The 19,037-nt window shown below is 69.6% G+C and carries 16 protein-coding genes; 8 read left to right on the top strand and 8 right to left on the bottom strand.

All coding sequences use genetic code 11. The features are described from left to right. The first annotated feature begins 11 nt into the window (after nucleotides 1-11). The gene (locus AC3RCE_RS21065; protein WP_218339721.1) at nucleotides 12-776 is read left to right on the top strand and encodes an alpha/beta fold hydrolase; all 765 of its coding nucleotides are present in this window, start codon (nucleotides 12-14) and stop codon (nucleotides 774-776) included. 59 nt (nucleotides 777-835) lie between these two features. Here the strand turns inward: AC3RCE_RS21065 and AC3RCE_RS21060 are convergent, their stop codons facing one another. Then, nucleotides 836-1,585 carry an SGNH/GDSL hydrolase family protein gene (locus tag AC3RCE_RS21060; protein ID WP_492253864.1) on the bottom strand — a complete coding sequence of 250 codons (750 nt, stop codon included), beginning with the start codon at nucleotides 1,583-1,585 and terminating at the stop codon, nucleotides 836-838. Between the two features lie 137 nt (nucleotides 1,586-1,722). Beyond that, nucleotides 1,723-1,962, bottom strand: coding sequence for an SPOR domain-containing protein (locus AC3RCE_RS21055; protein WP_492253863.1), 240 nt, complete (start codon nucleotides 1,960-1,962; stop codon nucleotides 1,723-1,725). Between the two features lie 381 nt (nucleotides 1,963-2,343). Between AC3RCE_RS21055 and AC3RCE_RS21050 the strand changes: the two genes are divergently transcribed. Then, nucleotides 2,344-2,532, top strand: coding sequence for a hypothetical protein (locus AC3RCE_RS21050; protein ID WP_492253862.1), 189 nt, complete (start codon nucleotides 2,344-2,346; stop codon nucleotides 2,530-2,532). A gap of 757 nt (nucleotides 2,533-3,289) precedes the next feature. Here the strand turns inward: AC3RCE_RS21050 and AC3RCE_RS21045 are convergent. Then, nucleotides 3,290-4,324, bottom strand: coding sequence for a YcjF family protein (locus AC3RCE_RS21045; protein ID WP_492253861.1), 1,035 nt, complete (start codon nucleotides 4,322-4,324; stop codon nucleotides 3,290-3,292). A gap of 380 nt (nucleotides 4,325-4,704) precedes the next feature. Between AC3RCE_RS21045 and AC3RCE_RS21040 the strand changes: the two genes are divergently transcribed. From AC3RCE_RS21040 to AC3RCE_RS21030, 3 genes are all read left to right on the top strand, one after another. After that, nucleotides 4,705-6,261 (top strand): AMP-binding protein, encoded by a 1,557-nt coding sequence (locus tag AC3RCE_RS21040; protein WP_492253860.1) that lies wholly within the window; start codon nucleotides 4,705-4,707, stop codon nucleotides 6,259-6,261. Nucleotides 6,262-6,496: 235 nt separating this feature from the next. Further along, nucleotides 6,497-6,979, top strand: coding sequence for a GreA/GreB family elongation factor (locus AC3RCE_RS21035; RefSeq protein WP_492253859.1), 483 nt, complete (start codon nucleotides 6,497-6,499; stop codon nucleotides 6,977-6,979). Nucleotides 6,980-7,265: 286 nt separating this feature from the next. Next, nucleotides 7,266-7,925, top strand: coding sequence for a DsbA family oxidoreductase (locus tag AC3RCE_RS21030; RefSeq protein WP_492253858.1), 660 nt, complete (start codon nucleotides 7,266-7,268; stop codon nucleotides 7,923-7,925). Nucleotides 7,926-8,067: 142 nt separating this feature from the next. Here the strand turns inward: AC3RCE_RS21030 and AC3RCE_RS21025 are convergent, their stop codons facing one another. From AC3RCE_RS21025 to AC3RCE_RS21015, 3 genes are all read right to left on the bottom strand, one after another. Next, a complete protein-coding gene (locus AC3RCE_RS21025) occupies nucleotides 8,068-8,535 on the bottom strand; it encodes a CreA family protein (RefSeq protein ID WP_492255419.1) in 468 nt (155 codons plus the stop codon). 53 nt (nucleotides 8,536-8,588) lie between these two features. Beyond that, nucleotides 8,589-11,165: a cyanophycin synthetase gene (gene cphA / locus AC3RCE_RS21020; protein WP_218296100.1), complete on the bottom strand. Its 2,577-nt coding sequence runs from the start codon at nucleotides 11,163-11,165 to the stop codon at nucleotides 8,589-8,591. Nucleotides 11,166-11,240: 75 nt separating this feature from the next. Continuing rightward, the gene (locus tag AC3RCE_RS21015; RefSeq protein ID WP_492253857.1) at nucleotides 11,241-13,445 is read right to left on the bottom strand and encodes a cyanophycin synthetase; all 2,205 of its coding nucleotides are present in this window, start codon (nucleotides 13,443-13,445) and stop codon (nucleotides 11,241-11,243) included. Between the two features lie 229 nt (nucleotides 13,446-13,674). On the opposite strand from AC3RCE_RS21015, the gene AC3RCE_RS21010 reads away from it, so the two are divergent. From AC3RCE_RS21010 to AC3RCE_RS21000, 3 genes are all read left to right on the top strand, one after another. Continuing rightward, nucleotides 13,675-15,981, top strand: a complete 2,307-nt coding sequence (locus AC3RCE_RS21010) for a cyanophycin metabolism-associated ABC transporter (protein WP_492253856.1) — start codon at nucleotides 13,675-13,677, stop codon at nucleotides 15,979-15,981. A gap of 20 nt (nucleotides 15,982-16,001) precedes the next feature. Next, nucleotides 16,002-16,499, top strand: coding sequence for a cyanophycin metabolism-associated DUF1854 family protein (locus tag AC3RCE_RS21005; RefSeq protein WP_218296097.1), 498 nt, complete (start codon nucleotides 16,002-16,004; stop codon nucleotides 16,497-16,499). Nucleotides 16,500-16,833: 334 nt separating this feature from the next. Beyond that, entirely contained in the window at nucleotides 16,834-17,265 is a 432-nt protein-coding gene (locus tag AC3RCE_RS21000) for a hypothetical protein (RefSeq protein ID WP_218296096.1), read from the top strand. A gap of 294 nt (nucleotides 17,266-17,559) precedes the next feature. Here the strand turns inward: AC3RCE_RS21000 and AC3RCE_RS20995 are convergent, their stop codons facing one another. Continuing rightward, nucleotides 17,560-17,952 carry an EF-hand domain-containing protein gene (locus tag AC3RCE_RS20995; protein ID WP_492253855.1) on the bottom strand — a complete coding sequence of 131 codons (393 nt, stop codon included), beginning with the start codon at nucleotides 17,950-17,952 and terminating at the stop codon, nucleotides 17,560-17,562. A 151-nt stretch (nucleotides 17,953-18,103) separates the two neighbouring features. Beyond that, complete coding sequence (locus AC3RCE_RS20990) at nucleotides 18,104-19,036, bottom strand: 5'-nucleotidase (protein WP_492253854.1); 933 nt, start codon at nucleotides 19,034-19,036, stop codon at nucleotides 18,104-18,106. Nucleotide 19,037 lies beyond the last annotated feature (1 nt).

The raw sequence follows: 19,037 nt of genomic DNA, 5'->3' as shown, positions 1-19,037 counted from the left end.
GGCCTGCGCCCATGCGCCAGTGGATCTTGCTCAGGGGCCTGGCGCGGGAGTCCGCCCACTGGGGGGACTTCCTGGCGGATTTCGAGCGTGCCTTGCCCCGGGACCGGGTGCTGCCGCTCGACCTGCCCGGCAACGGCCAGCTCCACCGCCAGCCTTCGCCGCTGTCGGTGCCCGCCATGGTGCGGGCGTGCCGCGAGGCGCTGGCCGGGCGTGGCATCGCGCCGCCCTACCACCTGCTGGCCGTGTCGCTGGGAGCCATGGTGGCGACCGAGTGGGCGCGGGTGGCCCCCGCGGAGGTGGCGGGCTGCGTGCTGATCAACACGAGCTTTCGCCCTTTCAGCCCCTTCTATCACCGCCTGCGGCCGCGCAACTACGCGGCGCTGCTGCGCCTGGCGCTGTGGGGCGGCGCGCCGCAACAGATCGAGCAGGTGGTCTTGCGCCTGACCAGCAACAGCGCGCCTGAGCGCCAGCAGGTGGTGCGGGACTGGGCCGCCGTGCGCGCGCGCCGCCCGGTGCGGGCCGCCAATGCGCTGCGCCAGCTGGTGGCGGCGGCCCGCTACCGTGCGCCCCGGGTGGGGCCCGTGGCGCGCATTCTGCTGCTGGCGAGCCACGGGGACGGCCTGGTGCGCAGCCAGTGCTCGCAGGCCGTGGCCAGCGCGTGGCGGGTGCCCGTGGTGCTGCACCCCCGCGCAGGGCACGATCTGCCGCTGGACGACCCGCGCTGGGTCATCCGGCAGGTCCAGGACTGGCTGGCGGAAATCGACGGGGCGCGCTGACGCGGGCCGCCCCGGCGGGCGCGGCCTGCATCCGGTGCGCGCGGCGCCCGCGCGTGCCGTCAGGGCGCGGGCAGTCCGCCCTGGGCCGCCAGCGCGCGGTACCACTCCTGGTACCCCGCGCTGCTGGGGTGCAGTCCGTCGGCGGCATTCAAGGTGTCCCGCCGGGACACGAAGGGGTCCTGGTCCCGGGGCCTGAGCAGGCGCACGTAGTGCGCGCCGTGGTCCGCGGCGGCCTCCTGCGCCAGGGCGTGCAGGCGCTTCGAACGGCGCGACATGACCCAGGACAGCGGCGGCGCGAAGAACGGTGCATGGCCCACGTCGCCGCAGGGCATGAGCACCACGCGGCGCCCTTTCTGCAGGGCCAGCGACATGGTCCTTTGCAGCTCGGCGCGCAGCGTGTCCGCGGGCGTGAAGCGGATCACGTCGTTCCCGCCCGCGAGCACGAGCACCATGTCGTAGCCACCGTCCGCGCGCTCCAGCTGCGCGGCCACGTCGGCAAACCGTGCGCCATTGGCCGCCAGGTTGTCGATGCGCCACCGCGGGTGCTGCTGGCCGATCAGGCCCGGCAGGCTTTGCGCGGGCGTGCTGGCCCCGGTGCCGACGGCGGTGCTGTCGCCCACGACCAGCAGGCGTTTGTCCGGCTGGGCGGGGTGTGCGGTGAAGGGCCGCGCGCCACGGGCCAGCTCCGCCACCGTCCAGATGCGCCATGGCGCACAGGCGGTGGCCAGCAACGCGCCCGCGGCCATGGCCGCGATGGTGGCCAGGCGGCGCGTGGAGAGATGCAGGGCAGGGCGGGGCGTGCGGTTCATGGCGGTGGCGGTGTGGTGCATGCAGCCTACCGGCGCGCCTGGGGTGCGGGCGTCGGCGCCAGCGCGCCCGGGGCGTAGGACGGCGCGCCCGGCGCCGGGGTGGGCCGCTGCGCGCGGGCCCGCGCCTATTTATTTGTCTATTGCCTGAAGACCACGGCTTCCAGCGCCATCGCCCGGATCGACCCGGCCGCCGCGTCGGCCTGCGTGCGGCTTTCGTAGGGCCCCACGCGGACACGGATGCGGCGGCCCTTGGCGCTGTTCAGCTCCTGGCGGAAGGCCGGAAGCCCTTCGTTGAGCAGCCGGGCCTGGGCCTTGCGGGCGTTGGCTTCGTCGGCAAAGAGCCCCACGTTGATGTAGTAGCCCGCCGCGGTGCCCACGGTGGGCAGGGTGGTGGAGGCCGCTGGGGCAGCGGCTGGGGCGGGTGGTGCCTTGGCCGCCTTGGAAGGCTTCGCGGTGGAGGCCGCGCGGCTTGCTGGCTCGGCGGCGGGCGCCGGTGTGCTGGCCGCGCCGGGTGCTGCCTTGGCCGGGGATTTGGAGGTGGCCTTGGTGGCCGGCGAGGAGACTGGCGCGCTGGCGGCCGGCGGCGCCGTGGGGGCCGTGGGTACGGAAGGGCTCGCGGTGGCGGGCGCTGCCTGGGTGGCCGGTGGCGGGGTTTTGCCTGCCGGCGCGGCCGCTGGTGCCCCGGGCGGTGCCGCCGCCGTGGACGCGGCACCGGTGGTGGGGGCGCCGCCGTCGCCGCGGCGGCGGAGGTGCTCGGCATGGGGGCCGAGGCAGCGGGCGTGGATGCAGGTACCGGTGCCGGTGCGGGGGCGGGCGCTGGTGCTGGTGCTGGTGCAGAAGACGCCGCCGCGCCGGGCCTGGACGCGGCTGTCGCGGTGGCCTGGGCGACGGTCACCGCCGGTTCCAGTGCCAGGGGCCTGGTGGCCGAAGGGGCCCAGGCCAGGTAGGCCAGCGCCGCCGCGGCCGCCAGCACCAGGTTGGCCAGCACCAGCGCCTGCAGCCGCTTGCGCGAGCTGGCCTGCTTCTCCAGCAGCGCGCTGGCCTCGGGCAGGGTGCGGGAGGCGGCCAGGGCGCGCGCCACCCGCTTGCGGATGTCGGCATACAGGATGGCGTTGCCATACAGGCCGGGCACCGCGAAGGCCAGGACGGCGAAGGCGCCCAGCACCCCCAGTTCCACGCCCGGCGGCCACTGCAGGAAGGAGCGGCCGACGCCGAACACGATCAGCGCCAGCCCCTCGGCGGCCGCCACGTAGACCAGCGCGGCGCTCCACAACTGGCGAAACAGCATCCAGTTGAGCGTGGCCAGACACGCGGCCCAGTTCCAGGTGGTGGTGGTGCGGCCGGTGTTGTCAAAGCGCTCGAAGACGGCCAGGTAGTACGCGGTGTTCACGGGCCCCAGCGCCAGCCGGGAGAGCGCCGTCATGGCGTTGTCGGACGGTGAATCGAGCGACATGGCCGGGATGATGGAGGCGACAGGATCCGTGTGGTCGAGCATGGGCCGATTCTGTCATGGGCCGGTGTTGGCGCCACAGGGCCTGCGCGCGCGCGTGGCGCGGCTGCAGCGCCGCCGGGCCCGCGCCGCGCGCCGGCGCCCCTGGGCGCATGCCGCAGGCCCCGGGATCGGGCCTTGAATGAGCCGCTGGCGCTTGTCTGTCAAGCGCTGGACGCTATTAAAAATATAGCAATCTTGCCAGGCCCCGTGGGTCAGGTGCCGCGCACCATGGCCATGATCTTGCCCGCATCCAGCGTGGCGGCCTTCTGCTGGATCTGCGGCAGGTACTGCGACTGCATCTGCTTGGCCGGGCCCAGCAGGTTCTGAAAGCTGTCGCGCAGCATGGCGGTGCTCATCACCCGGCCGCCCGCGTAGTAGCGCTTGGCCACCTGGCCCAGCGCATACGTGGTGGCAAACGAAAACGCCATGCCGGTGGCCGCGCTGCCTACGCCTCCAATGGTGCGGCCCGCCACCTTGCCCAGCAGGCCGCCGAGCAGCTTGCGGCCAAACTGCTCCAGGTACTGCGACGTCATGCCCACGCCCGCCGCGGCGATGAACTCCTTGATGTGGCCCTGGTCCAGCTCCACGCCGTGCGCCTTGCCGATGCCGTAGACCATCTTCACCTGCATCGGGATGATGGCCATCGACGCCCACGACTGCGGCAGCAGCTCCAGAGCGCCGTTGAGCATCGCGTAGTTCAGGATGGACTTGTCCAGCTCGGCATCGCCCGGGCCTGCGGGTGCGGGCACCGGCACGGATGCAGACGACGAAGAAGAAGGCGCCGACGCGGCGGCTGCTGCATAGGCCGCAGCACCGGTGGCAGCACCCGCCACCCACCAGGGCACGGCCGAGGGGGCCGTCTTCTCGGCCACGTCCACCAGCGCATCGGCCTCGTGCTCGAAGGCGGCGGTTTGCTGCGCGCCCAGCTGCAGCGCGGACTTGAGCGTGGCCAGGAACTGCGCCTCCGCCGGCGTCTGGCGGCCGTCCACGTCGCACACGCACACCGCCATCTCGTAGGCCAGCTGGCGGTGGCCGGGGTCGGTCAGCGCGGCGGCGGCGGCCTGCACCGTGGTGCGCTTGAGCAGCACGTCCTGGTAGATGCGCGGCAGGTCGGCCATGCCGCTGTCGCCCGCCAGCGACTGGGCGATGCGGCGGATCTCTTCACGCTCGGCGTCGCCCTTGGTGCCGTCCGCAAACGCGGCCAGCAAGGCGATGGTGAGAATGGATTTTTGCTGTTCTGGAGTCATGCGGTGCGGGCCTGCAAGGCCGTGAAATGGAGGGGGCTGTCACGCTGCCCGTGCCAGAAGGCGGTGGGGCGGCGTGCGGAGTCAGGTGCAGTCTAGGGTGCGCGCTTTCAACGCCACGGCTTGTGGGGAATTGCGGGCATCTGGTAACCAGGTGCATCGCGGCGCCGGCTGCCAGCCCTGCGGCCCACCCGGGTTTCCCCTTGCGTAGTGGAGCGACTGTGCGCCCAGGCCTCTCTTGCGTACAGTGGCTGTCTCATGGCAAGGAGGCAAGGCATGCGGCAAGCGGCGACGACCAGCAGGGCAAGCAATACAAGCAGTACGGGCAGTACGGGCAGTACCAGCAGGGCAGGCACCACCATCCCCGGCGCGCGGGGCGTCCGATGAACATCGCCCACCTGCTGCGCCGCAGCGCGCAACTGCATGCCCACCAGCCCGCCGTGCTGCACGGCGACCGTGTGCTCTTCGACTACCAAACGCTGGGCGCACGCACCGCCGCGCTGGCCGCCAGCCTGCGTACACGCTACGGCGTGTTGCCCGGCGACCGCGTGGCCATCTACGCCGCCAACGCGCCCGAGTACCTGGAGGCGCTGCACGCCATCGTGTGGGCCGGCGCCGTGTCCGTGCCCGTCAACTACAAGCTGCACGCCAAGGAGCTGGCCTACGTGCTGGCCGACTCCGGTGCGCGCGTGGTGCTGGTGTCCGAGGCCTTGCACCCCGCCGCGCGCGAGGCGAGCGCAGACCCCGCAGCCACCCTGGTGCTGGGCTCTGCCGACTACCAGCAGGCCATGCAGCAGCACGGTGCTCCCATGCCCATGCCCATGCCCATGCCCATGCCCATGCCCATGCCCGTGCACGACCGCGCCCCGGACGACATCGCATCGCTGTTCTACACATCCGGCACCACCGGCCGGCCCAAGGGCGTGATGCAGACGCACCGCAACCTGCTGGCCATGACGGCCTGCTACTTCACCGACGTGGACGACGTGCTGCCCGGCGACGCCATGGTCTACGCCGCGCCCATGTCGCACGGCGCGGGCCTGTACAACTACGCCCAGGTGCTGCGCGGCGGGCGGCACGTGGTGCCGGTGTCCGGCGGCTTCGACCCCGCCGAGCTGGTGCAGCTGGCCGCATCGGTGGGCCAGCTCACCCTGTTTGCCGCGCCCACCATGGTGCACCGCCTGGTGGACCACGTGCGCGCCGCGGGTGCCGACGTATCGGGCTTCAAAACGATTGTCTACGGCGGCGGCCCCATGTATGCCGACGACCTGCGCGCCGCCATGGCCGTGATGGGCGACGATCGCTTCGTGCAGATCTACGGCCAGGGGGAAAGCCCCATGACCATCACCGCGCTGTCACGCGCGCACCTGGCCGACATCACCCACCCCCGCTGGGCCGACCGCATGGCCTCGGTCGGCGTCGCGCAGTCGCTGGTGGAGGTGCGCGTGGCCGACGCCCAAGGCCAGCCCCTGCCCACGGGCGAGACCGGCGAGGTGCTGGTGCGCGGCGACACCGTCATGCCCGGCTACTGGAACAACCCCGACGCCACCGCGCGCACGCTGCAGGGCGGCTGGCTGCACACGGGTGACTTGGGCGTGCTGGATGCGGAGGGCTTCCTGACGCTGAAGGACCGGTCGAAGGACGTGATCATCTCCGGCGGCAGCAACATCTACCCGCGCGAGGTGGAAGAGGTCCTGCTGCTGCACCCCCAGGTCCGCGAGGTGGCCGTGGTGGGCCAGCGCGATGCCGAGTGGGGCGAGGTGGTGGTGGCGTATCTTGTGGCGGGCGAGGGCGGGCCGGTGGGGGATGCGGTGCTGGATGCGCTGTGCGGAGAGCACATTGCGCGGTTCAAGCGGCCGAAGGTGTATCGGTGGGTGGAGGGGTTGCCCAAGAATAGTTATGGGAAGGTGTTGAAGACGGAGTTGAGGGCGCGCGCCTAGAGATCGCTCGGCTTTGGCGGGCCGCAGCTTCAGGCGGGTTGCGGGCATGCGCCCCACTTTCGCGAATGGGTACCATCGGCCAGTTCCTGCCGTTCGATGCACCGAAATGGACGACACGACAGTGCCCAGGGCTGAAGTCAACCCGCAGCCAACAGAAGCGTCCAAGGCTGGTGGAGCCCGAAGCCCTTCGCAATCAAGACCCACCCCCGCTTGTTCGAGATGCCGACCCATCATCATGGATAAATTCTTGCTGCGGCAGCAGGTGCTGGAACGGCTCGCCGAAGACCTGCTGCAAGCCGAACAGGCAGTGCGTGCGGCCCATGAAACGGCGACCCACGAAGAAAACATCGCCGAAAACAAATACGACACATTGGGACTCGAAGCCGCCTACCTGGCCACCGGCCAAGCCCGGCGCGCCGAAGCCATCCGCCAGGCGATGGCCAATTGGCGCCAATTCCGCCCGCGACCCTACGACGCCAGCAAAGGTATACAGCTCGGCGCACTGGTTTGCCTGGTCGATTCCGACGACAAGCGGCAGCAGCTCTTTCTCGGTCCGGATGGGGGCAGCATGAAGCTGGTCAACGGCGCCCAGCCCGTTCAGGTCATCAGCAGCGAAGCCCCACTGGGCAGGGCCATGCTGGGCAAATGCGAGGGGGGTGAGGTGTCGATACAGGTCGCTCCAATCCGACAGCAGTTTGAGGTGCTGCGGGTTCAATAGGCCGCATGCAGGTTCACGCCGGATTGGCCCGGGTCAGCGGACGTTCAGGCGTGGTGAACCTACCGGTTGGCTGGCAGGGCCTGCAGCCCTTTGCAACCGGCCGCTGGGTCCGAGAAGTCACTGGCGCATGCATGACCGCCGCGTGACCTGGACCGTGAGCTCAGGGGGCCGACATCACTGGCCGCTTCGCAGTCGGCGGCGCCGACCTGCTCAGTAAACCCCCTCCCACCACGGTTATCCCACCCCGCCTACCATCCCGTCCTTCTTCCCTTCCCAAGGCCCTCCCATGCCCAACCCCACCACCCTCAAGATCGATTTCGTCTCCGATGTCTCCTGCCCCTGGTGCATCATCGGCCTGCGGTCGCTGGAGCAGGCGGCGGACCGCCTCAAGGACGAGGTGGCGCTGGACCTGCACTTTCAGCCATTCGAGCTGAACCCGCAGATGGGCCCCGAGGGGCAGGACATCGGCGAGCACCTGCAAGAAAAGTACGGCGCGACGCCTGCGCAGAGCCAGAAGAACCGCGAGGCCATCGCGGCGCGCGGGGCGGAGCTGGGTTTTACCTTCAGCATGGACAAACGCAGCCGCATCTACAACACCTTCGATGCGCACCGGCTGCTGCACTGGGCCGAAGAGCAGGGCGTGCAGCCCGCGCTGAAGAAGGCACTGTTCAAGGCCTATTTCACCGATGGGCAGGACCCGAGCAACCACGAGGTGCTGGCGCGGGTGGCGGGCGAGGTGGGGCTGGACGTGGCCGAGGCGCGTGCGCTGCTCGCATCTGATCGCTTCACGGACGAGGTGCGCGAGCGGGAGCAGTTGTATCTGCAAAGCGGCATCCATTCGGTGCCGGCGATCATCATCAACGAGCGGCACCTGATCCAGGGCGGCCAGCCGGTGGAGGTGTTCGAGCAGGCGCTGCGGCAGATTGCGGCGCAGCAGGCTGGATGAGGTGATGCTATTGGATTAATAGCTGTTCGCGCTTGCCAGTCAAGCGGTAGAGGCTGGTTTTATCAAAAGAAAAGGGGCTCAAGGCCCCTTTTCTGTTGGTGGTGACGTACGTCCCGCTACGGCGACGGACGGTGACTGCGTGTCACTTGCGCAGCGGGATGGCCGTGGCGCGGTCCACGGGCACGGCGGTCACGCTGTTCTGGGGCGATCCGTCCACCAGCTTTTCTGAATACGTCAGGTACACCAGCGTGTTGCGCGGGGCGTCCACCATGCGCACGATGCGCAGGCGCTTGAACAGGATGGACATGCGTTCGCTGAAGACTTCTTCCTGCTTCTTGAGCGGCTCGGTGAAGCTGATGGGCCCGACCTGGCGGCAGGCGATGGAGGCCTCGGCCCGGTCCTCGGCCAGGCCCAGCGATCCCTTGATGCCGCCGGTGCGCGCGCGCGAGACGTAGCAGGTCACGCCCTGCACGCCGGGGTCGTCGTAGGCCTCCACGATGATGTCGTGGTCGCGGCCCAGCCACTGGAAGGCGGTGTCCACCGTGCCGATCTTCTCGCCCGTGGCCGCCAGCGCCGGCAGCACCACGGTCAGTGCGCACGCCGCCGCCATGGCCCAGCGGCGGGCACGGCGCAGGCCGGTGGCGGTGGCGGTGGATGATTTCGTCACGCCGTGGCCCCGGCGTCGGCGCAGCGCTGTGCCAGATGGGCCAGCGCTTCTTCCACCTGGTCCACCAGCACCAGGCACAGGTCGCCGGGCTGCAGGCGCGCCAGGGCGGCGTCGATGGCGATGAATTCGCCGCGGATCTCTTCCACGTGCGTGGTGCGCGATGCGCCCACCAGGCCTTCGCGCAGCAGGGCCATCACTTCGCCGTCGGCACGGCCGCGCTGCGCGGCGTCCTGGTACAGGATCACGTCGTCGAACGCGGCACCCAGGATCACGGTCTGGTCGCGGATGTCCTCGTCGCGGCGGTCGCCCGCGCCGCTGATGACCACGCTGCGGCGCTTGGCGGGCAGCGCGTCCACGGCACCCACCAGGGCGCGCATGGCGTCGGGGTTGTGGCCGTAGTCGGCGATCACGGTGGCGCCCCGGTAGTCCATGATGTTGAAGCGGCCGGGCGCGTTGTCACTGTCGTTCACAAAGCCCGACAGGCCGCGGCGGATGGTCTGCCAGGGCATGCCCACGCCCCAGGCGGCGGCCACGGAGGCCATGACGTTCTCGACCTGGAAGCCGATCTTGCCGTTGCGCGTGATGGGCACGTCGCGCAGGTGGATGGTCTCGCGCCACGAGCCTTCCGAGGCCACGATGGAGTCGCCGTCCACGTACACGGTGCGGTGGCCCTGCGCGCGGTGCGTGGCCATCACGGGGTGGTGGCGGTCGCTCGCAAAGAAGATGATCTTGCCGGGGCAGGCGGGCGCCATGGCCGCCACGATGGGGTCGGCGGCGTTGAGCACGCCATAGCCCGTGGTGGCCACGTTCTGCACGATCACGCGCTTGAGCACGGCCAGGTCTTCCACCGTGGTGATGTAGTTCAGGCCCAGGTGGTCGCCCGCGCCGATGTTGGTCACCACGGCCACCTGGCAGCGGTCGAAGCCCAGGCCTTCGCGCAGGATGCCGCCGCGCGCCGTCTCGAACACAGCCGCGTCCACCTCGGGGTGCAGCAGCACGTTGCGCGCGCTCTTGGGGCCGCTGCAGTCGCCGCTGTCGATCTGGCGGCCGTTCACGTACACGCCGTCGGTGTTGGTCATGCCCACGCGCAGGCCCTGGGCCGTGAACAGGTGGGCGATCAGGCGCGCCGTGGTGGTCTTGCCATTGGTGCCCGTGACCGCCACGACCGGAATGCGGCCGTCGTCGCCATGGGCGTACAGCTTGTCCACCATGGCCTGGCCCACGTTGCGCGGCTTGCCGTAGCTGGGTGCCAGGTGCATGCGCAGGCCGGGGGCGGCATTCACCTCGACGAAACCGCCGCCCTGTTCTTCGAGCGGGCGCAGCACGGTTTCGGCCACCATGTCGACGCCGCAGATGTGCAGGCCCACCATCTGCGCCGCGGCCACGGCGCGCGCGGCGACCTCGGGGTGCACGTCGTCGGTCACGTCGGTGGCGGTGCCGCCGGTGGACAGGTTGGCGTTGTTGCGCAGGATGACGCGCTGGCCCTTGGGCGGCACCGAGTCGGGCGTCAGGCCCTGCATGGCCAGGCGGGCCACGGCGATGTCATCCAGGCGGATCTTGGTGAGCGAGGTCGCGTGGCCTTCGCCGCGGCGCGGGTCCAGGTTGACCTGGTGGACCAGTTCGCGCACCGTGTGCTGGCCGTCACCCAGCACCTGGGGCGGCTCGCGGCGTGCGGCGGCCACGAGCTGGTCGCCCACCACGAGCAGGCGGAAATCGTGGCCTGGCAGGAAGCGCTCGACCATCACCGTGCCGTATTCGGCTGCGGTGCGGAAGGCTTCCTCGAGCTGCGCGCGGTCGGTGATGTTCACCGTCACGCCCTTGCCCTGGTTGCCGTCCTGCGGCTTCACGACCACGGGCAGGCCCACCTTCTGGGCCACTTCCCAGGCCTCGTCGAGCGTCTCGACCGGCTTGCCCAGCGGCACCGGCACGCCGGCCGCATGCAGCAGGCGCTTGGTCAGGTCCTTGTCCTGGCCGATGGATTCGGCCACGGCGCTGGTCGAGTCGACCTCGGCGGCCTGGATGCGGCGCTGCTTGGAGCCCCAGCCGAACTGCACCAGGCTGCCGCGCGTGAGGCGCCGGTAGGGGATGCCGCGCGCCACGGCCGCATCCACGATGGAGCCGGTGCTCGGGCCCAGGCGCTCGTCTTCGTCGAGCTCGCGCAGCTTGGCGATCACCGCGTCGGCATCGAAGCCGCCGTGGCCGAGCGCGGCCTGGATGAGCTGCTGGGCGTCTTCGAACGCCTGGCGGCCCACGGCCTCTTCGCTGTACTCGACCACGACCTGGTACACGCCCGCGTCGGTGGTGGCGGTGGTGCGCGCGAAGGTCACGGGGCAGCCGGCCTGGGCCTGCAGGTTCAGCGCGGCCGTCTGCAGCACGTGCGCCAGGGAAATGTCGGTGCTCCCTTCGGCATGAAGGACGCCGATGGCGGGGAACAGGGCCCGCAGCCGCGCTTCGAATCCGGGCATCTGGCCAACGGCGCGTTCGGCTTCGGTGCAGGCAACCACGGCCTCGATGGCCATGTGGCGGCTCCAGAGGTTGGGGCCGCGCAGGGCCCGGGTGCGGGATACATCCATGGGGTCTCTTTCAGTAATCGTTCGGGGCTCGCGGGCCCCGTTCAAGTCGCGGGCGTTCGGTTCTCTACGGGCGGATCAGGAAGGCAGGCCCACCGGCGCCGGCAGGTCGGGCTCGAAGGTCTTGATGCCCGCGCCGATCAGGTCGGGGGCGATGTTGAGCGCCCACGCCGCGCCGATGGCGGCCAGCAGGGCATCGGTGTCCGGCACCACGGCGTTGCGCCCGAAGGTGAGGTCCGACAGCGAGCCCAGCACGTGCTCTGCGCTGCCGGTGGCCAGCACCACGCGGCCGTTCTTCACGACCACGGCGCGGCCGTGGTCCGTGGCGCGGTGCTCCACGATCACGGGCAGCGTGGCGTCCTGGGCGTACAGCACCACGGCGCCATCCGACAGCGGGGCGAGGTCTGCCACCTGGGGGATGGCCGCGTTCAGCACGGCGGCGCCCTCGGCCAGCACCACGTCGACCTGGGTGCGCATCACCTTGGTCATCTGGTCCTGCTCGTGCACGTCGAATTCGGCCAGCGTTTCCACGCCGTCCATGTCGGTGACCACGCCCACCTGGCAGCGGTCATAGGCGAGGCCGTCGCGCAGGATGGTGCGCGCGTCGCTTTCGATCACGGCGGCCTGCACCATCTGGTTCATGAGCAGGCGGTGGGCGGCTTCCCAGTGGGCGCAGTCCGTGGTCTCGACGCAGCGGCGGTCCAGGAACAGGCCTTCGCGGCAGGCCAGGCCCGTGTGGTGCCCACCCAGGTGCAGCAGCCACGCCACCACGCGTGCGATGGTCGAGGTGCTGCGCGTGCCGGCCACGCCCACCACCGGAATGCGGCCGGCCTGGCCATCGCCGTCTTCGGACGGGAACAGGTGTTCCGCGATCGCCTGCCCCACCGGGCGCGGCGCGCCCACGGCGGGCTTGAGGTGCATCAGCAGGCCCGGGCCCGCATTGACCTCGACAATGGCGCCGCCCTGGGCGTGCAGGGGCTTGGAAATGTCCCTGGCCACCATGTCGATGCCGGCGATGTCGAGGCCCACCACCTTGGCGGCCAGCTGGGCGATGTAGGCCACCTCGGGGTGCACGTCGTCGGTGCAGTCCACGGCCACGTTGCCGTTGCGCTGCACCACCACCTGGCGGCCGGCGGCGGGCACGGAGCTGGCGTCGAGGTCCTGGCGCTTGAGCTCGAGCTGCACCTTGGTGTCGGTCGCCAGGTCGATGATTTCGAGCGGGTACTCTTCCTCATAGCCCCGGCGCGGGTCGGAGTTGAGCTGGGTGTCGATCAGTTCCTTGACGGTGGAGCGCCCGTTGCCGGTGATGCTGACCACCTCGCCGCGCGCCGCGGCCACCACCTTGCCGCCCACCACCAGCAGGCGGTGCTCGTCGCCGGGGATGAAGCTCTCGACCATCACGTCGCTGCCCTCGGGGTAGGCCACGTGGTAGGCCGCCTCGATGTCTTCCTTCTTGCGCAGGTCCAGCGTCACGCCCCGGCCGTGGTTGCCGTCGGAGGGCTTGACCACCACGGGCAGGCCGATGTCCTCGGCCGCTTCCCAGGCTTCCTCGGGGCTGTTGACCACGCGGCCTTCGGGAATGGGCACGCCGCAGGACTTGAGCAGGCTCTTGGTCAGGTCCTTGTCGCTCGCGATGCCCTCGGCGATGGCGCTGGTGAATTCGGTCTCGGCCGTCCAGATGCGGCGCTGGCTGGCGCCATAGCCCAGCTGCACGAGGTTGCCGTCGTTCAGGCGGATGTGCGGGATGCCCCGGTCGGTGGCGGCCGTCACGATGCAGGCGGTGCTGGGGCCCAGGTACTGGTCATCGACCTCGGTGCGCACGCGGGCCACGGCGGCCTGCACGTCAAAGGGCTCGTCGTTGATCGCCGCCATGATCAGGCCATGGCCCTGGGCCAGGGCCATGCGCGCCACCTGCTCGTCGCGGGCGCGGAACACCATGCGGTACACGCCGCGCTGCGAGGTGCTGCGGGTCTGGCCGAAGCCGGTGGGCATGCCCGCCAGGTTCAGCAGCTCGATCACGATGTGCTCCAGCACGTGGCCGCACCAGGTGCCTTCCTGCAGGCGCTGCAGGAACCCGCCGCGCTCGCCCACGCCGCAGTGGTGCTCGATCAGCGCGGGCAGCCAGGCGGTGAGGCGCTCGTTGAAGCCGGGGAGGAGGTTGGAGGGATGGTCCTCCAGTTCCCCCAGGTCCAGCCAGACCTCCAGCACGGGCCGGTAGGTCCAGATATTGGGGCCGCGCAGGTAGTTGATGCGAAGCAGTTGGATATCGTTGAGTTTCGCCATGGATTGCAGCGGGTGTGTTTCCGGCCTTTTGCGGGCCTTGCTGGGAAAAGGTGACTTTGTGGACGATGATTGTGCGCCAGACTGGAGCCGGGATGCGGTGTCAGCCAGATGACTGCCGCACACGTTACAGCGGGACGCCGCCGCGCCGTGGGGCGCAGTATGGGGGAGAATTCGCGCTTTCGCGAGATCGGTCACCGCAGGCTGCCGGGGGCGGAAATACCAACCAAAAATGCAACATCACCATTCTGTGGACGCCTCGGGTGTCTTTTCCGGCCCCGTGGGGGCCGATTTGCGGGCCATGCTCGCTCCCAAAGAGAACGTACTGGCAGCGCTCCAGGTTGACCTGAGCACGGCCCTGCGTTTCGCGGCGGGCTGGGTGGTGGTGACGTCCGAGCGCCTGCTGGCCTGCGATCCGGGTACCACCGCCTGGCGCGGCTGGCCCCTGGGTGAGGGCCTGGCCCTGCGCCTGCAGGACCACGGGGGCGTGGGTTCGCTGGAACTGCACGATGCGCGGGCGCGCCTGGCCCTGTGGCGCTTCACCCTGTCACAGCATGCCCAGGCGCTGCGCCTGGTGCAGCGTTTCGAGCAGCAAAGCGCGCGGGGCGAGGCGGACGCCGCCGAGGAGGCCGACGAGCCCACCTGTCCCACCTGCCACACGCCGCTGCCCCCCGATACGGAGGAGTGCCCGGCCTGTGCCCGCGCCCAGCCGCCCCAGACCTCCACCTGGGTGCTGCTGCGCCTGTGGCGCTTTGCCCGGCCCTACCGCAAGCAGCTGGCGGCCGGCTTCGGGCTGACGCTGGCCTCCACCGCCGCCACCCTGGTGCCGCCGTACCTCACCATCCCGCTGATGGATGACATCCTCATCCCGTTCCAGAACGGCAAGCAGATCGAACCGGGCCTGGTGCTGCTGTACCTGAGCGGCCTGCTGCTGTCCGCCCTGGCGGCCTGGGGCCTGTCCTGGGCGCGCACCTACATCCTGGCGCTGGTGTCCGAGCGCATCGGCGCCGACCTGCGCACCACCACCTACGAGCACCTGCTGCGCCTGTCGCTCGACTATTTCGGGGGCAAGCGCACCGGTGACCTGATGGCGCGCATCGGCTCGGAGACAGACCGCATCAACGTTTTCCTTTCCTTGCATGCCCTGGATTTCGTGACCGATGTGCTCATGATCATGATGACGGCGGCCATCCTGTTCTCCATCAACCCCTGGCTGGCGCTGGTCACCCTGGTGCCGCTGCCCTTCATCGCCTGGATGATCCATACCGTGCGCGACCGCCTGCGCACCGGTTTCGAGAAGATCGACCGGGTCTGGTCCGAGGTGACCAACGTGCTGGCCGACACCATCCCCGGCATCCGCGTGGTCAAGGCCTTTGCCCAGGAAAAGCGCGAGGCCCAGCGCTTTCGCGACGCCAACCAGCACAACCTGGAGGTCAACGACAAGCTCAACAAGACCTGGTCGCTGTTCACCCCCACGGTGTCGCTGCTCACCGAAATCGGCCTGCTCGTGGTCTGGGCCTTCGGCATCTGGCTGGTGTCGCGCAACCAGATCACGGTGGGCGTGCTCACGGCCTTCATCGCCTACATCGGGCGCTTCTACAGCCGGCTCGACTCCATGAGCCGCATCGTCTCGGTCACGCAGAAGGCGGCGGCCGGTGCCAAGCGCATCTTCGACATCCTGGACCACGTGAGCAACGTGCCCGACCCGGCCCAGCCGGTGAAGGTGGACAAGGTGCAGGGCGCCATCGCCATGCGCAACGTGGGTTTCCGCTACGGCAGCCGCGCGGTGATCAAGGGGCTGGACCTGGACATCCGCCCTGGCGAGATGATCGGCCTGGTGGGACACAGCGGTTCGGGCAAGAGCACCCTGGTGAACCTGATCAGCCGCTTCTACGACGTGAGCGACGGCTCCATCCAGGTCGATGGCGTGGACATCCGCCGCTTCGCCGTGGCCGACTACCGGCGCCACATCGGCCTGGTGTTGCAGGAGCCCTTCCTGTTCTTCGGCACCATCGCCGAGAACATCGCCTACGGCAAGCCCGCGGCCACGCGCGAGGAGATCGTGGCGGCCGCCCGCGCGGCCCACGCGCACGAGTTCATCCTGCGCCTGCCGCACGGCTACGACTCGCTGGTGGGCGAGCGCGGCCAGGGCCTGTCGGGCGGTGAGCGCCAGCGCATCAGCATCGCGCGTGCGCTGCTGATCGACCCGCGCATCCTGATCCTCGACGAGGCCACCTCGGCCGTGGACACCGAGACCGAGAAGGAAATCCAGAAGGCACTGGACAACCTGGTGCAGGGCCGCACCACCATCGCCATCGCCCACCGCCTGTCCACCCTGCGCAAGGCCGACCGCCTGGTGGTGATGGACCGCGGCGAGGTGGTGGAAGTGGGCCCCCACGACGAACTCATGGAGAAACAGGGCGCCTACTGGCGGCTGTACGAAGCCCAGGCCCGCCGCGCCGAGGAAGACGCGCAGGCCGCCGGCGTCATCATCGACAGCAGCCTGCTGCACCCGGCCCACCCGGCCGGCAATTCGTGACCGCCACCGTGGGAACCGCCATGAATACAACCACCTTCACCCTGGTGTCGCAGCCTGAATTCACCCTGGCCCGCAATCCGCACGGCCGGCTGGTCCTTACCCTGCCCGATGGCACCGTCCACGAAGGTATCACCCCCGTGCGGGCCTTCCCCATTGCCGCGCCGGCGCACGGGCTCTCCTTGATCGGTTCGGATGGCCACGAGCTGCTGTGGATCGACCGGCTCGACCAGCTGGAGGCCACCGCGCGCCAGCTCATCGAAGAAGAGCTGGAAGTGCGCGAGTTTGTGCCCACTATTGAAAAAATCGTTGCCGTGTCGAGCTTTTCGACCCCCAGCACCTGGGATGTGGAGACGGATCGCGGACCCGCCAAGCTGGTGCTCAAGGCCGAGGAAGACATCCGCAGGCTGGGGGGGCGCACCCGGCTGCTGATCGCGGGCGGGGACGGGGTCCAGTTCCGGGTCCAGGACACCACCGCGCTGGACCGGCATTCGCGCCGGCTGCTCGAACGCTTCCTCTGACGCGCCAGCCCCGCCATGCCGGGGCCCTTCCCGCACAGGATCGCCGGTAGCCCGTGGTGGGCGTTTCGGGCCCGCCGCTGGTGCCTGTCGGCGGCATTCCACCCCAAAAAGCAACACGCAACCCGCGTGGTTGCCACCGCCTGCGTGTTCAATCCGCGCGCCCGGCCATTCATCAGGCCCTTTGGCGGCCTGAAAATCGCGAAAAGGTAGGTGAAAACCCTTAATTTTGGGCAATCGGTGAAAAAGACCTAAATTTCCCCTTCTTTTTGCCGTAATGAATGTACGAAGAGGCCAAAAGACCCTCTGTCATTCATCTCAACTACGGGCCATTGCCATGCAAATGCCACCTGTCGATCGATCGCCGAGTTGGCGTCCTCAGGGCGCTGATTTGTATTCCACTGGCGCCTCTGGCGCGCCACCGGTGCGTCCCATCAACGCATCCAACCCCGTCGAGTCCATGGACCGGATGGGCGAGGGCGCGATCGTGCGCGAGCCCGACAAGCCGTCGGCGCCCGACGTGGCGAACCGGGACTGGACCGAGGTGAAAAAAAAGGACACCGTGGAAGAACCGCCAGAGCCGCCCAAGGAGCCAATCTACAAGCAGCTGCTGGAGCTCATCCAGTCGATGTGGCGGGCCAGCGGCAGTGCGGTGGAAGTGGCGCAGGACATCAACCGGATGACCTTGCAGGAGCGCCTGGCCCAGCAGGTCAAGAACGAGCCGCTGACGTACTCGGACCCCAAGATCAAGCGCACGGGCGGCCTCTAGCCCGCCGCCTGCGCTGCGTGCTGGGCCGGTGGCACCGGTACCGCGCTGCCCGCAGTGGCTGTTCCTTGCTTCTCTTGCATTTTTTTGGCCGGTGGCGCGCAATGCTGCCGCCCGCAGCCCGTCCCTTGTGCGGATCGGCTTCCCACCCCCAGCGGCGCCTGCGGGGTGATGCTCCTGAAAATATAGCAGGTGCTTATCCAATAAGCCTAAAACACCTTTTTTAACCCGGATCTGGCTGCCCGCGCGGCGCGCTTGCCTGCGGGAGGGGATGGGCAGCCGTCCACCCGGGCGGGCTCAGGGCTGGCTGCCGGAGGCGGGCTGGCGGGCGGCCTGGGCTGCCTTGTTGCGGTCCCGCTCCGCGCGGTATTTGGCGGCGAAGACGCGAACCTCTTCGTACGACACATAGCCGTCGCCGTCCGTGTCCGCCTCGTCAAACGCGGCCGCCAGGCGGGGAAAGAGCTTGACCTCGGTGCGGCTGAGCTTGCCGTCGCCGTTGAAGTCCAGCATCTTGAAATCGCGCATGGCCTTGATCTCGCCCTTGGTCTGCCCCGTGCCGGGCTCGGCGGGCGCGCTCGCCGCAGGCTCTGGCGGCGGTGCGGCAGGGGCCTGGGCCAGCGCGGCGGAGCCCATGGTGGCCAGCACGGCGCCCACCAGGCAGGCGGCCAGGGAAATTCTCTTGCGCAACACATCTTCCTTCAGTGGGGTTCGGGGGACGATGTTGGCACAGTTGGTGGGCCGCCGGCGGATTGCAACCGGGGCTTTGCAGGCTTTCACCCGGCGTTGCAGGACTTTGCAGAACTTTTCGCGGCAAGAGCCCGGACCATCGCCACCCCCTGCCTCAGCCGCCCCCGGCACGCAGGGGGTTGGAGATGCCGCTGTTCACATGTCCCGCGGGCACATGGCGCGCTGCCGACGTCACATGGCCCGTCTGGTCGTCGAAGAAGAAGTCCGGCTCGAACTCGCGCAGGAACTCGCCCTTGGGCAGGCCGCCCAGGAACATGGCTTCGTCCACGTCGATGTTCCAGTCCATCAGCGTGCGGATCGCGCGTTCGTGTGCGGGTGCGCTGCGCGCCGTGACCAGGGCCGTGCGGATGCGCATGCCGGTGGTGCCGCCGGATTCTCCGGCGGATTGCAGCCGGTGCAGCGCCGCGAGCAGGGGCTTGAAGGGGCCGTCGGGCAGGGGCAGGGCCGCCTTGTCGGTCTCGTGCTGCTGGAACGCGGCCAGGCCCTCGGCCTGGTATACCCGCTCGGCCTCGTCGGAGAACAGCACGGCGTCGCCGTCAAAGGCAATGCGCACTTCCTGCGGGTTCGCGTCGCCGGCCCGCACCGATTCGGTGACCACCCGCGCGGCGGGGTAGCCCAGGTGCAGGGCCTCGCGCACATCGGCCTCATTCGCCGACAGGAACAGGTGCGCGCCCAGCGGCCGCAGGTAGCGGAACGGGTCGCGCCCCTGGGTGAACACGCCGCGCTGGATGGTCGGCAGGCCATGGGCATTGCATGAGCGGAACACGCGCATGCCACTGACCGGGTCATTGCGCGAGAGCAGCACCACCTCCACCCGCTGGTGCTCGGAGGTGTTGAACGCGAGCAGCTTGCGCACCAGGGAAAACGCCACGCCGGGCGCGGCGGGCACGTCCAGGCGCTGGCGCTGCAGCTCCACGTAGGCGCGGTCATCGCTCTCGTGTTCGAAGACGCGGTTTTCTTCCTCGAAGTTGAACAGCGCGCGCGAGGAGATCGCCACCACCAGCTTGTCGTCCAGGGTCACGGCCATA

This window comes from Acidovorax sp. GW823-FHT05D11 (genome assembly GCF_058795695.1).
The sequence above is the reverse complement of the archived record's forward strand: the minus strand, read 5'-3'. Positions and strand labels throughout refer to the sequence as shown.